Here is a 14,882-nt window from a genome sequence, read left to right as displayed (position 1 = left end):
CCCGCGAATTACTCCTGTTTTTCCGCAACTTCACTCGCTTGCTCGTTGCGATGCAGCGCCACCTGACGAATCGACAAGCGAATCTCCGCTGGCAGTACGCGCTTGGCCGCGCCTTCGGCGAGCTCGCCGAGCAGTTCGTGATAGCCCAGTTTGCCATTACTGTCCCGGCGCAAGACGTCGAGGTCGAGCAGGGTCTGGATAAAGTGGCGGAACAGGCTCTTGTCGAAGAATTCCGGCGCATTGAGGCCATGCAGAATCGACAGGCGCTGGGCCATGATCGTACACAGGTCTTCCAGTTCTTCGGCGCTGAGGGTGTTCTGGCCGCTGTTGAGCAGCAGAGCGATGGCCATGTAGAAGCGTTGCAGGGTCTGGGCGATGGCCCGGGACAGCAAGGTCAGCAACACGAACTCTCGGGAGCTGGGCGCCGGGCGCAGATAAACATCGTTTTCAAAGCGCAGCAGGCCTTGTTCGACAAAGGCCTCGAGCCACTGATCGACCACCCCGTCCAGCTCCGCCATCGACCAGCGAATAAACAGCTCCGATTGCAGGTACGGATACAGCGCATGGATGTAGCGCAGCAGCTGTTCACGGCTCATGCGCGACGAGCTTTGGAAGAAGCTCGCGAGCAGCGCGGGCAGGGCGAAGATGTGCAACACGTTGTTGCGGTAGTAGGTCATGAGCACGGCGTTCTGTTCGTCGAGATACAGAATCCGGCCCAGGGCGTCCTTCTGCTCGGACACCAGGTCCATGGCCTTGACGTGCTCGATCAGCGCCCGGCCATCGCCTTCGGGCAAGGTGGTGTGGGGCGAGTAGGGCACGCGACGCAGCAGGGTCAGGTACAGCTCGAGCACCCGTTCCATGGCCTGATCGTCCAGGGCCATACGCTGGGTCGAGAGCAGGGCCAGGGCCACCAGGTTGACCGGGTTGATCGCCGCCGCTTCGTTCAGGTGCCGGGCGACACGCTCACCCAGGCGATTGGTGGTTTCGTTGAGCCAGGCCGGTTTGAATTGCGGGCCCAGTTCCTGTTCGCGCCAGTCCGGTTGCTCGTGATCGAGAAACTCAGCCAGTTTGATCGGTGCACCGAAGTTCACCGATACCTGGCCGAAGCGCTGCTTGAGGGCGCCGATGACTTTGAAGATGTCGAAGATCGACTCTTTCTTCTTTGCCGCGCCGCGCAGTTCGCCGAGGTAGGTGCGACCTTCCAGGACCCGTTCGTAACCGATATACACCGGCACGAAAACGATGGGCGTGCGCGAGTTGCGCAGGAAGCTGCGCAGCGTGATGGCGAGCATGCCGGTCTTGGGTTGCAGCATGCGTCCGGTGCGCGAGCGGCCGCCTTCGACGAAGTACTCCACCGGGAAACCCTTGGTGAACAGGGTGTGCAGGTATTCGTTGAACACCGCAGTGTAGAGTGGGTTGCCCTTGAAGGTGCGGCGCATGAAGAACGCACCGCCACGGCGCAGCAGGCCGCCGATGACCGGCATATTGAGGTTGATGCCTGCGGCGATATGCGGTGGCGTCAGGCCATTGCGGAACAGCAGGTAGGACAGCAGCAGGTAGTCGATATGGCTACGGTGGCAGGGCACGTAGATGATCTCGTGGCCCGGCGCGACATCCTTCACGCCATCGATATGGCTGACCTTGATGCCGTCATAGATCTTGTTCCAGAACCAACTGAGCACGACTTCGAGAAAGCGGATCGCCGAGTAGGTGTAGTCCGAGGCGATTTCATTGCCGTAGCGCAGGGCCTGTTCCCGGGCCTTGGCTTCGGGGATTTTCTCCCGTTCGGCTTCTTCGAGGATGGCCTGCTTGACCAGCGGCTCGTCCACCAGGCCCTTGACCAGGTTGCGCCGGTGCGACAGGTCGGGGCCGATCACGGCGCTCTTGAGGTTGCGAAAGTGTACCCGCAACAGGCGCTGGCTCATGCGCAGGGTCAGTTCGTAACCCTTGTTTTCATTGACCAGCTCGCGCAAGTGGATAGGTGCGGAGAACTGTACCCGGGTCTTGCGGCCGAGGATCAGGATGCTGACCAGTTTGCGCAGGCGCCCGGTGACCGCCCAACTGTCGGCGAACAGCAGTTTCCATGGGCTCGATTCACGGTCCGGGGACTGGCCCCAGAACACGCTGACGGGAATGATTTGCGCGTCTTCGCCGGGGTTCTGGCTGACCGCGCCGACCAGTCGTTCGAGTACCGGCGGGGCGCCGCGCTTGTCCTGACGGCCGAGCCAGTCCGGCTCCGGGGTCAGGTAGAAGAACGCCGCCGGCTCCATCATGCCGCCTACCGCCACCGGCAGGATCGGCCGAGGCAGACCGGCCTTGCGGCATTCCGTATCGATCACCGCCAGGTCGCTCAGGGACGGCGACTGCAAGGCGTAGAACACCGGCCGGCTGCGATCCAGATTGAGGGTGAAGGACGACTGATTGATGGTTTCCGAGCGCACCCACAGATACAGCAGGCGGCGCAGGGTGCCGAACACGAGACGGCGAAACGGGGATCGGGTCATACGGCTTCTGCTGTATTGGAAGGGGCGGGCAAGGGTTTGGCCGGATTTTTGGTGGATAGTTCGGCTTGCACAGGTCGAACATCTGTAAGGATTGAATGTGGGAGCGAATTCATTCGCGAAGGGGCCAGTACCACCGACGCATTTGTTTCGTGTTCATAACTGCTTTCGCGAATGAATTCGCTTCCACAGAATTCGCTCCTGCTTTGAAAAGCGCTGTTACGAGGTATGCCAGGTAATTTCTTCTTCACCGTCGGCACTGATGCGGATCCAGCGATCAGCGGCTTCGTCGCTTTCGTCCTCGATCCAGGTGCCCGGTGCGCAACGCACTTCGACGTTCAGCGCAGCGAAGGCGGCGCGAGCGCAGGCGATGTCGTCTTCCCATGGGGTCTTGTCGCTGTCCAGGCACAGGCTGTTCCATTTGCCTACAGCCTTGGGGATCCACACCACCGGAATGCCGTTAGCGGTGCATTTCCAGGTCTGGCCTTTCTGCGACCAGTCGCTGCACGGACCAATGGCGTCGGTTAGCCAAGTGGTAATGGCCTTGTGATCAACGTCGGCGTCTTTCAGGTAAATCTCGATATCGGGCTGGCGCATAAGGGCCTCAATTGAATGCTATTGCAGTACGAAATAATCGTAACGCATGGATACGGTGACCTTGAACGGTCCTGGCTGGTCGATGACCTGGGCGCGACGCTCGGCGCTGGCCCGCCAGCCGTGTGGCGTCATGGCCAGCAGATCGGCGCGGGACTGGCCGTCGATCAGCTTGAGGCTGTAGCGCAGGGTTTCGCTGTGTTGCAGCTGCATACCCGCGGGCACCAGGGCCAGGTGTTTGTCATCAGCGTAGTCGCGGACTTCGTCGTACAGGCGCTGGCGCAGTTCCATCAGGTGATCGTTGGTCGGGCCGACACGCATCAGGCCGCCACCCGGGCTGAGCAGGCGCTTGGCCTCGTTCCAGTCCAGGGGGCTGAACACGCTGGCGAGGAACTGGCAGCTGGCATCGGGCAACGGCACCCGCGCCATGCTGGCAATCAACCAGGTCAGCTGCGGGTTGCGCTTGCAGGCACGCTTGACTGCTTCCCTGGAAATGTCCAGAGCATAGCCGTCGGCATGGGGCAGGGCCTCGGCGATCTGCGCGGTGTAGTAACCCTCGCCACAGCCGATGTCGAGCCAGCGTGCCGGATTGCGCTCGGCCGCCAGTTCGGCCAGGCGCCGCGCCACCGGGGCATAGTGCCCGGCATTGAGAAAGTCGCGGCGGGCTTCGACCATGGCCTGGTTGTCGCCAGGGTCGCGGCTGTTCTTGTGCTGCACTGGCAGCAGGTTCAGGTAGCCCTGGCGGGCGCGGTCGAAACGGTGGTTGGCCGGGCAGACCACACCGTTATCGACGTTGGCCAGGGGCGCTGAGCAGATCGGGCAAGTCAGCATCAGGCGAGCAACTTGACCAGGGTCTGGTAGTAGATCTCGGTCAGCACGTCGAGGTCGCTGGCCAGGATGCGCTCGTTGACCTGGTGAATGGTGGCGTTGACCGGGCCCAGTTCCACGACCTGGGTGCCCAGGGTGGCGATGAAGCGGCCATCGGAGGTGCCGCCGCTGGTGGAGGCCTTGGTGTCGCGGCCAGTGACCGCCTTGATGCTGGCCGACACGGCGTCGAGCAAGTCACCCGGCTCGGTGAGGAACGGCAGTCCGGACAAGGCCCAGTCCACATGCCAGTCGAGGCCGTGCTTGTCGAGGATGGTGGCGACGCGCTGTTGCAGGCCTTCGACGGTGGATTCGGTGGAGAAGCGGAAGTTGAACACCGCCGTCAGTTCACCGGGGATGACGTTGGTCGCGCCGGTGCCGGAGTTGAGGTTGGAAATCTGGAAGCTGGTCGGCGGGAAGAAATCGTTGCCGTTGTCCCAGTGCTCGGCGGCCAGTTCGGCCAGGGCCGGAGCGACCAGATGGATCGGGTTCTTCGCCAGATGCGGATAGGCCACATGGCCCTGTACGCCGCGTACGGTAAGGGTCGCGCCCAGGGAGCCGCGCCGGCCGTTCTTGACCACGTCACCGACCAGGGTGGTGCTCGACGGCTCGCCGACGATGCACCAGTCCAGGCGCTCCTTGCGTGCCGCCAGACGCTCGACCACGGCCTTGGTGCCATGATGGGCCGGGCCTTCTTCGTCGCTGGTGATCAGATAGGCGACCTTGCCCCGATGATTCGGGTATTCGGCGACGAAACGTTCAGTTGCAATAACCATCGACGCCAGGCTGCCTTTCATATCGGCGGCGCCGCGGCCGCAAAGCATGCCGTGCTCGTCGATCAGGGCATTGAACGGGTCGTTCTGCCAGGCCTGGACCGGGCCGGTCGGGACCACATCGGTATGACCGGCAAAGCACAGCACCGGGCCATCGCCTTCGCCGTGGGTCGCCCAGAAGTTGTCCACATCTTCGATGCGCATCGGCTCAAGCTTGAAGCCGACAGCGCCCAGGCGCTTCATCATCACGGCCTGACAGTCAGCGTCCAGTGGAGTGACCGACGGACGGCGAATCAGGTCGCAGGCGAGCTGCAGGGTAGGCGAGAGATCGGCTGGGGCCGTCATGAACAGGACTCCGGTGGCAGGATTCAAAGCATGAAAAGGCGGCTATCTTAAAGCAAAACCATGTGTAACGGCGCCATAAGGCGCTCTATACTGCGCGCCGGTTTTTTGAGGTAAGGCCCATGAGCACTGAAGATCCGCGTTTTGCCGGTATCGCCCGTTTGTACGGCATCGAAGGCCTGGAGCGTTTGCGCGCTGCCCACGTCGCTGTGGTCGGTATTGGCGGCGTCGGCTCGTGGGCGGCGGAAGCCATGGCCCGCACGGGCGTGGGCGAAATTTCCCTGTTCGATATGGACGATGTCTGTGTCAGCAACAGCAATCGCCAGTTGCACGCCCTTGAGGGCACGGTAGGGCGGCCCAAGGTCGAAGTCATGGCCGAACGGCTGCGAGCGATCAACCCGGATGTGGTGGTTCACGCGGTAGCTGACTTCGTCACCCGCGAGACCATGGCCGACTACATCACGCCAGAGATCGACTGCGTGCTCGACTGCATCGACAGCGTCAACGCCAAGGCCGCGCTGATTGCCTGGTGCAAGCGGCGCAAGATCCAGATCATCACCACCGGCGGCGCGGGCGGGCAGATCGATCCGACCCAGATCCAGGTCTGTGATCTCAACCGCACCTATAACGACCCGCTGGCCTCGAAAGTGCGTTCGACCCTGCGCCGCGACTACAACTTCTCGCGCACACCCAACCGCCACTACAGCGTGCCCTGCGTGTTCTCCACCGAACAGCTGCGCTATCCCAAGCCGGACGGCAGCATCTGCCTGCAGAAAAGTTTCGTTGGGGACGGCGTCAAGCTCGACTGCGCCGGTGGGTTCGGTGCGGTGATGATGGTCACCGCGACCTTTGGCATGGTGGCGGCGACCAAGGCGGTGGACAAGATTGTGGCGGGTGCGCGTCGGCCTTCGGAGCGGGTGAAGGATTAATCCCTGACGCGGCGCTGCCCTGTAGGAGCTGCCGAAGGCTGCGAATGGGTCTCCCTGATGCACCGCTGTTCCTACAAAAGCGCCATCTCGCGCATGCGTTGCAGCACGGCATTCAAGCCGTTGCTGCGTGAGGGCGAGAGCTGACGGCTCAACCCTAGTTGTTCGAACCAGCCGGGCAGGTCGACTTGCTGCAGCTGCGCCGCAGACAAACCGTTTACCCGTGCCAGCAGCAACGCCACCAGCCCGCGAATCAACCGCGCATCGCTGGCCGCGCGAAATTGCCAGTGACCGTCCTCGACACTGCCCAGCAGCCAGACCTTGCTTTCGCAGCCATGCACCCGGTAGTCGTCGATCTTCTCTTCGTCGCTGAGGGCAGGCAAACGCTCGCCCCATTGCATCAGCAGACGTGCGCGCTGCTCCCAGCCTTGCGGTTGGCCGAAGATATCCAGGGCTTCCTGGGCTTGTGTCGGCAGGCTCATCGCAGCAAATCCAGGGCCTGATCCAGGCCGTTGAAGAAGTGCTGGATATCTTCCGAATCGTTATACAGGCCCAAAGACACGCGCAACGCGCCGGGCAGGTCGAGGCTTTGCAGCAGCGGCATGGCGCAATGATGCCCGGCACGCACGGCGATGCCTTGCTCCGTCAGCAGGTGGGCGAGGTCGGCATTGTGTACGCCATCGACGACAAAGCTGGCCAGGGCCAGTTGCGGCGCGCCGAGCAGATGCACCCCGTCACGCTGGCGCAGGCCGTCGCGCAGCAGTTGATGCAGGGCCGCTTCGTGTTCGAACACGGCCTCCTGATCCAGGCTGCCCAGATAGTCGAGGGTGGCGCCGAGGCCGATCACCCCGGCAATCGGCGGCGTGCCGGCTTCGAAGCCCAGGGGCGCGGGGCGGAAGCTGGCCTGATGGAAATCGGTGGTCAGGACCATTTCGCCACCAAACTGCCAGTGATGCAGACGTGCCAACGCGTCATGGCGGCCATAGAGCACGCCGACGCCGTCAGGGCCGTAGAGCTTGTGGCTGGAAAATACATAGAAGTCGCAGCCCAGTGCCTGCACGTCATGGCGACCGTGGACCACACCCTGGGCGCCATCGACCACGGTCAGGGCGTTATGGGTTTGCGCCAGTTTGAGCAGGGCAGGCAGCGGCTGCCAGGTGCCGAGCACGTTGGACAGCTGGCTGACGGCGAGCAGGCGGGTCTTGGGACCGATCAGCTGGCTGGCAGCGGCCAGGTCGATCAGGCCATTGGCGTCCAGCGGCAGCACTATCAGCTTGAGGCCGCGACGCTGGGCCAGTTGCTGCCAGGGCAACAGGTTGGCGTGGTGCTCCAGGGCGCTGACAACGATCTCGTCATCGGCGACGAACTCATGCTCCAGGCCATAGGCCAGCAGATTGAAGGCCGAGGTGGCGCCATGGGTGAAAATAATCTGTCCGGATTCACCGGCATTGAGCCATTGACCGACATGGTTACGGCTGTCTTCGAAGGCCTGTGTCGCGAGCATGCCCGGCATATGCTGGGCACGATGGACGTTGGCCGCACCATTGACGTAATAGCGCGTCAGGGCGTCGATCAGGGCCTGGGGTTTTTGTGCAGTCGCGGCGCTGTCCAGATAGGTCTGGCCTTGCCGTTGCAGTTCGGCGATGGCTGGAAAGTCAGCACGCCAGGGGGAGGGCAGGAACATGGTCATCGATATAACCCGGTGAAGCGGGTCCGGGCCGCGAAGGCCCGAACCCGGAGGCAGCATCGATCAGTTGTGAGCGTGCAGCGCTTCGTTCAGCTCGACCGCGGACTTGCGGGTCTTACACTCTACCGCGCCGGTCTGCGAGTTGCGCACGAACAACAGGTCAGGCTGGTTGGCCAGTTCGCGTGCCTTGACCACTTTGACCAGCTTGCCCTGGTCGTCCAGCAGGGCGACTTTGGTCCCAGCCGTGACGTACAGGCCGGATTCCACTGTGTTGCGATCGCCCAGCGGGAAACCGATACCGGCGTTTGCGCCGATCAGGCAGCCTTCACCGACCTTGATCACGATATTGCCGCCACCGGACAGGGTGCCCATGGTCGAGCAACCGCCGCCCAGGTCCGAACCCTTGCCGACGAAGACGCCCGCAGATACTCGGCCTTCGATCATGCCAGGGCCTTCGGTGCCGCCGTTGAAGTTGACGAAGCCTTCGTGCATTACGGTGGTGCCTTCGCCGATGTAGGCACCCAGGCGCACGCGGGCGCTGTCAGCAATACGCACGCCACTCGGCACCACGTAGTCGGTCATTTTCGGGAACTTGTCGACGGAGAACACTTCCAGCAACTCACCCTTGAGACGCGCCTCCAGTTGACGCTCGGCCAGTTCGCCCAGGTCTACGGCGCCCTGGCTGGTCCAGGCAACGTTCGGCAGCAGCGGGAAGATCCCGGCCAGGCTCAGGCCGTGCGGCTTGGCCAGGCGATGGGACAGCAGGTGCAGTTTGAGGTAGGCCTCAGGCGTGGAGGTCAGCGCGGCATCTTCGGCCAGCAGCGTGGCGACCAGCGGCTTGTGGCTCTCGGCCAGACGGGTCAGCAGGGCAGCCTGGGCGGCATCGACGGACTTGACCGCGTCGGCCAGTTTCGATGCCACATCAGTGGTGAAGGTGATCGCCTGGTTGCCGCCGGTGTAGCCCAGGATCGGTGCGATGGCAGCGACCAGTTCGGCAGACGGGTTGAGCAGGGGCTGGGCGTAGAAAACTTCCAGCCAGGTGCCTTGACGGTTTTGAGTGCCAACGCCGAAGGCCAGGCTGAACAGGGAAGTGGACATGTAAATACCTCTAGATTAAAAGGCCATCTCAATCAGGCGATGGCCGCTGCGTACAGTTCAGGTTTAAAGCCAATCAGGGTTTTGTCGCCGAGATCCAGCACCGGGCGCTTGATCATCGAAGGCTGCGCAAGCATCAATTCGATAGCCTTGGCCTGATCGAGATCGGCCTTCTGCGCATCGTCGAGCTTGCGAAAGGTCGTACCGGCGCGGTTGAGCACCACTTGCCAACCGTGTTCGTTGCACCACTGCGTCAGGTGCTCACGATCGATACCGACCGCCTTGTAATCGTGGAACTGGTAGTCCACACCCTTTTCATCGAGCCAGGTGCGAGCCTTTTTCATGGTGTCGCATGCTTTGATGCCGTACAGGCTGATAGCGCCGTGGTCACTGGTGGAATTGCCCATCGCCAGAACGTCCCCATGGAATCAAAAAAAACAGCCGGGGATTATGCCATGCCATTGCATCCGGCGCCCGGTCTGTCTCGATATCGCGGCGGTGTGTGACTGGCTGCAAGCTCTATACACCATGGGGGATGACAGGATGCTGTATGGCAGGTGTTTTATTTGCGTTTTTTATGCGTCGGTGGGAGCGGCGTTGGCCGGGATATGCCTTCGCTGCTAAAGCCGGTCCCACAGAGGGGGAATCATTCGGGCTGCTGCGTTTTGCCAGCTTTGGTTTGCGAGCAGTCCTGAATTTTGTCACGGGTGGCGTCCAGTGATCGCATCCTGGCCTTGGAGCGATATACCGCAAACAGGATTAAAGCTGCGATAGCGGCTGACCACATTGACATTAACAGTAGGACCATCAATTCAACTCCTGCATGGCAATCAAATAAGACACCACCACAACAATTACACTGCATACGAGCATGGTAGCGCTGTAAAGAATCGTGTCGGCTCTGCCGTGATCACCAAGGGTAAGAACGCTTGCTGCCGTCACCATGAAACCTGTACCTACACACAGTAAAAGGTTCGTAATCCATCGAACAGTTCTGTTGTCCATTAATTTCCTTGCAAAACAATACAACGGCCTGGATTTATTCGGCGTGATCGAGTCGGGGAAAAGGATGAATAAAACCTCGACGATTATTTGATCTCGGCAAGGTAGTGCACCTTAGCATCGGCTCTGTAATGGCGTTCTAGGTGCAGCTATGTAGGTAATTTCGGTTTTTTTCGCAGGCAAAAAACGCCCCCTTCATACCTAGGTGTAAGGCACAGCACATGCCTGAGCGGCTAGGATGGGGCTCAGTCATCTGGAGCGTTCAGCGCCTGTCAGGAATATCTGCATGCAAACTGCCTACACCGTCCTTATCCTGCTGACCCTGGTTGCAGTGTCCAGGCCCCTCGGGCGGTTGCTCCCCATTCCGTTGCCGTTGGTGCAGATCGCTGCCGGGGCCTTGCTGGCCTGGCCGACCCTGGGGTTGCATGTGGCCCTGGACCCGGAGCTGTTTCTGTTTTTGTTTTTACCGCCCTTGCTGTTTTCCGACGGCTGGCGCATGCCCAAGCGTGAATTGTGGCGCTATCGCGGGCCGATCCTGACACTGGCGGTGGGCCTGGTGTTGTTTACCGTGGTCAGCGCAGGCTATTTCATTCACTGGTTGTTGCCAGATATCTCGTTGCCCCTGGCCTTTGCCCTGGCGGCGGTGCTGTCACCTACGGATGCCGTGGCGGTGTCGGCGATTGCCCGTGACCGTATGCCGGGCCCGCTGATGTATATGTTGCAGGGCGAGGCCCTGATGAATGACGCCTCGGGCCTGGTGACCTTCAAGTTTGCCCTCGCAGCGGCGCTGACCGGGTTATTTTCCCTGGCCGATGCCAGCCTGACCTTCGTTCTTGTGGCCTGTGGCGGCCTGGCCATTGGTGTGGCATTGAGCTGGCTGGTCGGGCGCATGCGCGGCTGGATGATCGATCGCGGCTGGGATGACCCTGCAGCCCATGTGGTGTTCATGCTGCTATTGCCGTTTGCCGCTTATGTGCTGGCCGAGCGCCTGGGCGCATCGGGCATTCTTTCTGCCGTGGCGGCCGGGATGATGCAGAGCTGGGTCGATTTGCTGCCGCGCCAGACCAGTACCCGCCTGCTCAATCGCAGTGTCTGGGCGTTGTTGGAGTTCGCCTTCAATGGCCTGATCTTCCTGCTGCTGGGGCTGCAACTGCCGGACATCATCAGTGCCGTGGTACATGACCAGCCGACGCTGTGGCCGGTATTGTTCTGGCGTTGCCTGGAGCTGCTGGCGATTTTCCTGGCGCTGCTGGCCCTTCGTTTTGTCTGGGTGCAAGTGTTCTGGCGGCTGCGGGTGCTGATCGATAACAGGCTCGGCCGGGATAGCGCCACCGGCGTATTGACGGCCCGGGCCTGTTGGTTGCTGACGGTTGGCGGCGTGCGCGGCACGGTGACCCTGGCAGGCGTCCTGTCGGTGCCGATGTTGATGGGCGCCGGTGTAGCCTTTCCGGTGCGCGACATGATGGTATTCATCGCCGCCGGGGTGATTCTGTTGTCGCTGATTTCGGCCTGCGTGGCCTTGCCGCTGTTGCTGCGTGGTATCGCCCTGGCGCCAGATCAGGCGACGAAGCAGGAGGTGCAGCAGGCCTGGAAAAGCACGGCCGAAGCCGCCATTCGCGCACTCGAGGCCGATGCGCCAGCGCCAGGTGATGGCCCGGTGGATGCTGCGCAAGCGGCCATGGCCACCGAGGTCAAGGCGCGGATCATGTCGGAGTATCGCCATCAACTGGAGGTGTTCAATGATACCTCGGAGGCGCAGGCGCTGGCCTGGCGCATGGATCAGCTGGAGCGCCGCCTGCGGATCAGCGCCTTGCGTGCACAACGCCTGGAGTTGTATGCGCTGCGGCGCCAGCACAAGATCGGCGATGACGCCTTGCGCCAGGTGCTGAGCGAACTGGACCTGATTGAGGCGCGGTTTTCGGCGCGGTAATTGTCTGTGTTGGAGTGAGACTCTGTGGAAGTCGGCTTCTATCAAACAACGTAAAACTGACTGAATCACAAGGCTCTGTGGGAGCGAATTCATTCGCGAAAGCGGTATTTCAAACGCTACAAATGCGTCGGATGTCCCGACCAAATCGCGAATGAGTTCGCACACAAGATTTGCCTCCTGCCCCGGTTAGTGTTCGCCGCGCGACGGTGCGGGATCTCCTATAGGACGCGGGGCCAGCCATTTTTCTGCCCCCCTGAAACAATTTCGTCAAAATCCATTGTTACGGTCGCGTATCCATTTTGATACAGAGCCCGGACATCATGGCCACTACCACTGAATCGATCACCTCCTATTACAAGAATATTCTCGGTCGTGAGCCCGATGCTGCAGGTCTGTCCTACTGGACTGCGCAGGTAGAGTCCGGCGGCGCAAAACTTTCGGATGTGGTGACCAGTTTCACCACCTCGACCGAGTCGGTGACCACGGTACAGCCGATCATTGCGTTGTATCAGGCCGCTTTCGGCCGTACTCCCGACACCGCAGGTCTGCAGTACTGGACGCAGCAGGTACGCAGCGGCGCCTCGCTGGATGACGTGACCCATTCGTTCGCCGGGTCTACCGAGTTCGCCAACGTAGCGGGTGGATCTGTCTCTCAGCTGGTTTCCACGCTCTATCAAAACACCTTGGGCCGTGCCCCGGATGCGGCGGGCCTGGCGTACTGGAGCGCGCAGTTGAGTAATGGCGGCAGTGTTTCGGGCCTGCTGTCTTCTATCACTGCCTCCCCTGAAGGGCAGAGTGCCACCGCTGACAAGGCTCAGGTCGTCCTGACCTACCAAGCAATCGTCGGTCGTTCACCCAGCAACACCGAGCTCAACACCGCGTTACAGTCCAAGGGCGCCCAGAGCACCGCAGACCTGGTCAACAAACTGGCGACTAACCTGATCACCAACGGCGACCCGGCCACAGCACCCACGGCGCCGGCCACACCCACCGCGCCGGTCAACCCGGTGACGCCGGTCGATCCGCCAGCCCCGCAGCCCACCGAGTTCACGTTCAAACCCAAGGTCGGCAGCACCTTCGGTTCTTCCGACGCATCGGGCGTAGTGGCGTGGGGTAACTACATCATCGTCGGTGATGACGAAGCCAACGTGGTGCGGGTGTACGACAAAAACGGTGGCCCGGCCATCAGCGAATTCGACTACGGCACCGCGCTGGGGCTCACCGGTGAGATGGACTTCGAAGCCATGACCCTGGTGGGCAGCAATCTGTATTTGACCGGCTCCCACAGCAACGACAAGAAAGGTGTGGAGGCCCCGGGTCGTGAGGTGATTACCAGCCTGAAAATCACCGCCGTCGACGGCAAGCCGACTTTCTCGGTGACCACCGACAAATACACCGGTTTGGTGGCCGCGCTGACCGCCTGGGATGCCTCGGGCGCGAACGGCAAGGCAGCGGGTTATTACGGTTTTGCCACGTCAGCCGGTGCGGGCATTGCTCCGGAGAACACCAATGGCTTTTCCATCGAAGGCATGACCACCTCGAGTAACGACAGCGCCCTGTGGCTGGGCTTTCGCGCCCCGCAGATGGACAACGTCGCACGCGATAAAGCCTTGATCATCGCGGTGACCAACTACAAGGACGTGCTGGCCGACAGCACCAAGGCGCCGAACTTTGAAGCCATCGAACTGAACCTGGGCGGTCGCGGTATCCGCTCCATCGACAAGGCCAGCGACGGCAGCGGCTACCTGATCATTGCCGGTCCCTCGGGGAGCGCCAGCGCAGATGTGCCGAACGATTTCCGCCTGTTCACCTGGGATGGTGACAAGACCCACCAGCCGGTCGAGCGGGATAACAACCTCGATGCCTTGCTCAAGACCACTGGCGGCAGCTTTGAATCCATTGCCTCGCCTACCAGCATCACCGCCGGCACTCAAATCTTGCTGCTGCAGGACAATGGCGACACCGTATGGGCTGGCCAGACCCAGGCATCCAAGGACCTCAACGCCGCCAATCAGCAGTTCAAAGGCAATCTGGTGACCGTCGGCAACGCGGTGACCGATACCACCGCGCCCAAGCTGGTCGGTAGCACGCCAGCCAATGCGGCGACCGGGGTATCGAAGAACACCAGCAGCATTACCCTGACGTTCGACGAAGGCGTGGCGCTGGGCAGCGGCAAGATCGTGCTCAAGGACGGCAACGGCAACGTGGTGCAGACCTTTGATAGCGCCAGCACGGGCGTGAAGGTGGACTACAACAAAGTCATTCTGACCCCGACCGCCAAGCTCGCCGCCAATACCCAGTACAGCGTCGAGCTGCAGTCCAACGCGGTGGCCGATCACTACAACAACGCCATCGCCAGCCAGAACCTCAGCTTCAAGACCGGCGAAGTGCCGCACTACAACCTGCTGATCAGCGAGGTGGCATCCAACTCAACGGGTGGTGACTTCGTCGAGCTGTATAACTACGGCACCACCACCATTGACCTGTCCAACTGGAAGTTCACCGACTCCGACGGCAAGACCTTCGTCTCGGGTGTTTCCCTGGGCAGCAACCTGCAGATCGCCGCTGGCAAGACCCTGGTCATTGCTTCGGTGAAAGACTCAGCTGCGGGGGCATTCAAAACGGCCTGGAACCTGACGGGTGCCAGCAACGTCATCAACGTTGACGGCCCGGGCCTTGGCAAAGGCGATGGTGTGGTGATCTACGACCAGAACGGTAACGTAGCGACGTCCTTCAACTACGGTGCTGCGGCGTTTGATGCGGACGGCACGTCCATCGCAACCTCCGCCATTACCAGCGGCACATTCAAGGCCGGCAGCCATACCGGCACGGCGTTTGGCGGCTCGAAGGACAGCTATACGGCGGTATGGGACCAGACGTCCACCAGCGATCCGCATTACACCTATGCCAAGGCGGGCGCTCTGGGCGCCTATGCCCAGGTGGGTGATGCCAACTCCATTGGCTCGCCGGGCGTGGACATTACCCTGACAGGGCAGCCGCTGGCTGCCTGATCCAGCGCTCTAGACACATCCCCGTAGGAGCGGCTTTAGCCGCGAGAGCATCCTCGCGGCTAAAGCCGCTTGTGTCTGCAAGGAGAGTTAAAGTCATAGGTGAGAGGGGTGAATGGCAAGCTGATAAGCCGACGTGCCTTAGAGCACGGGTAGGAGC

11 protein-coding genes are annotated in these 14,882 nt (G+C 61.5%); 3 read left to right on the top strand and 8 right to left on the bottom strand.

Going from position 1 to position 14,882, the window contains the following annotated elements:
- Positions 1 to 8 precede the first annotated feature (8 nt).
- The 4 genes from plsB to dapE all read right to left on the bottom strand — a co-directional run bounded on the left by plsB (position 9) and on the right by dapE (position 5,077).
- A complete protein-coding gene (gene plsB, locus M2401_RS21150) occupies positions 9 to 2,504 on the bottom strand; it encodes a glycerol-3-phosphate 1-O-acyltransferase PlsB (RefSeq protein WP_259105785.1) in 2,496 nt (831 codons plus the stop codon).
- A gap of 216 nt (positions 2,505 to 2,720) precedes the next feature.
- Positions 2,721 to 3,098: a hypothetical protein gene (locus M2401_RS21145; protein WP_259105783.1), complete on the bottom strand. Its 378-nt coding sequence runs from the start codon at positions 3,096 to 3,098 to the stop codon at positions 2,721 to 2,723.
- An 18-nt stretch (positions 3,099 to 3,116) separates the two neighbouring features.
- Entirely contained in the window at positions 3,117 to 3,926 is an 810-nt protein-coding gene (locus tag M2401_RS21140; RefSeq protein WP_259105781.1) for a putative RNA methyltransferase, read from the bottom strand.
- Complete coding sequence (dapE, locus tag M2401_RS21135; RefSeq protein WP_259105779.1) at positions 3,926 to 5,077, bottom strand: succinyl-diaminopimelate desuccinylase; 1,152 nt, start codon at positions 5,075 to 5,077, stop codon at positions 3,926 to 3,928. The genes M2401_RS21140 and dapE overlap by 1 nt, the downstream gene beginning before the upstream one ends.
- Before the next feature lie 119 nt (positions 5,078 to 5,196).
- Between dapE and tcdA the strand changes: the two genes are divergently transcribed.
- The gene (gene tcdA / locus M2401_RS21130) at positions 5,197 to 6,003 is read left to right on the top strand and encodes a tRNA cyclic N6-threonylcarbamoyladenosine(37) synthase TcdA (protein WP_259105777.1); all 807 of its coding nucleotides are present in this window, start codon (positions 5,197 to 5,199) and stop codon (positions 6,001 to 6,003) included.
- A gap of 71 nt (positions 6,004 to 6,074) precedes the next feature.
- On the opposite strand, the gene M2401_RS21125 is transcribed toward tcdA, so the two are convergent.
- The 4 genes from M2401_RS21125 to M2401_RS21110 form a co-directional block, all read right to left on the bottom strand.
- Positions 6,075 to 6,482: a SufE family protein gene (locus M2401_RS21125; RefSeq protein ID WP_259105776.1), complete on the bottom strand. Its 408-nt coding sequence runs from the start codon at positions 6,480 to 6,482 to the stop codon at positions 6,075 to 6,077.
- On the bottom strand, positions 6,479 to 7,684 hold the full coding sequence (locus M2401_RS21120) for an aminotransferase class V-fold PLP-dependent enzyme (RefSeq protein WP_259106005.1): 1,206 nt from the start codon (positions 7,682 to 7,684) through the stop codon (positions 6,479 to 6,481). Before M2401_RS21120 ends, M2401_RS21125 begins: the two co-directional genes overlap by 4 nt.
- A gap of 66 nt (positions 7,685 to 7,750) precedes the next feature.
- Positions 7,751 to 8,785, bottom strand: a complete 1,035-nt coding sequence (gene dapD, locus M2401_RS21115; protein ID WP_259105775.1) for a 2,3,4,5-tetrahydropyridine-2,6-dicarboxylate N-succinyltransferase — start codon at positions 8,783 to 8,785, stop codon at positions 7,751 to 7,753.
- A 32-nt stretch (positions 8,786 to 8,817) separates the two neighbouring features.
- Positions 8,818 to 9,189 (bottom strand): ArsC family reductase, encoded by a 372-nt coding sequence (locus tag M2401_RS21110; protein WP_259105774.1) that lies wholly within the window; start codon positions 9,187 to 9,189, stop codon positions 8,818 to 8,820.
- An 881-nt stretch (positions 9,190 to 10,070) separates the two neighbouring features.
- Between M2401_RS21110 and M2401_RS21105 the strand changes: the two genes are divergently transcribed.
- Positions 10,071 to 11,714: a Na+/H+ antiporter gene (locus tag M2401_RS21105; protein ID WP_259105773.1), complete on the top strand. Its 1,644-nt coding sequence runs from the start codon at positions 10,071 to 10,073 to the stop codon at positions 11,712 to 11,714.
- Between the two features lie 320 nt (positions 11,715 to 12,034).
- Positions 12,035 to 14,725, top strand: a complete 2,691-nt coding sequence (locus tag M2401_RS21100; RefSeq protein WP_259105772.1) for a DUF3616 domain-containing protein — start codon at positions 12,035 to 12,037, stop codon at positions 14,723 to 14,725.
- Positions 14,726 to 14,882 lie beyond the last annotated feature (157 nt).

This window comes from Pseudomonas sp. JUb42 (genome assembly GCF_024807945.1).
Classification (GTDB): Bacteria; Pseudomonadota; Gammaproteobacteria; order Pseudomonadales; family Pseudomonadaceae; genus Aquipseudomonas.
Note: the sequence above shows the minus strand (reverse complement) of the source record. Positions and strands in the feature narration are given on the sequence as shown.

Coding starts and splice junctions, on each gene's coding strand:
- tcdA (WP_259105777.1), top strand. CDS start 5,197: ATGAGCACTGAAGATCCGCGTTTTGCCGGTATCGCCCGTTTGTACGGC.
- M2401_RS21140 (WP_259105781.1), bottom strand. CDS start 3,926: ATGCTGACTTGCCCGATCTGCTCAGCGCCCCTGGCCAACGTCGATAAC.
- M2401_RS21110 (WP_259105774.1), bottom strand. CDS start 9,189: ATGGGCAATTCCACCAGTGACCACGGCGCTATCAGCCTGTACGGCATC.
- plsB (WP_259105785.1), bottom strand. CDS start 2,504: ATGACCCGATCCCCGTTTCGCCGTCTCGTGTTCGGCACCCTGCGCCGC.
- dapE (WP_259105779.1), bottom strand. CDS start 5,077: ATGACGGCCCCAGCCGATCTCTCGCCTACCCTGCAGCTCGCCTGCGAC.
- dapD (WP_259105775.1), bottom strand. CDS start 8,785: ATGTCCACTTCCCTGTTCAGCCTGGCCTTCGGCGTTGGCACTCAAAAC.
- M2401_RS21120 (WP_259106005.1), bottom strand. CDS start 7,684: ATGTTCCTGCCCTCCCCCTGGCGTGCTGACTTTCCAGCCATCGCCGAA.
- M2401_RS21125 (WP_259105776.1), bottom strand. CDS start 6,482: ATGAGCCTGCCGACACAAGCCCAGGAAGCCCTGGATATCTTCGGCCAA.
- M2401_RS21100 (WP_259105772.1), top strand. CDS start 12,035: ATGGCCACTACCACTGAATCGATCACCTCCTATTACAAGAATATTCTC.
- M2401_RS21105 (WP_259105773.1), top strand. CDS start 10,071: ATGCAAACTGCCTACACCGTCCTTATCCTGCTGACCCTGGTTGCAGTG.
- M2401_RS21145 (WP_259105783.1), bottom strand. CDS start 3,098: ATGCGCCAGCCCGATATCGAGATTTACCTGAAAGACGCCGACGTTGAT.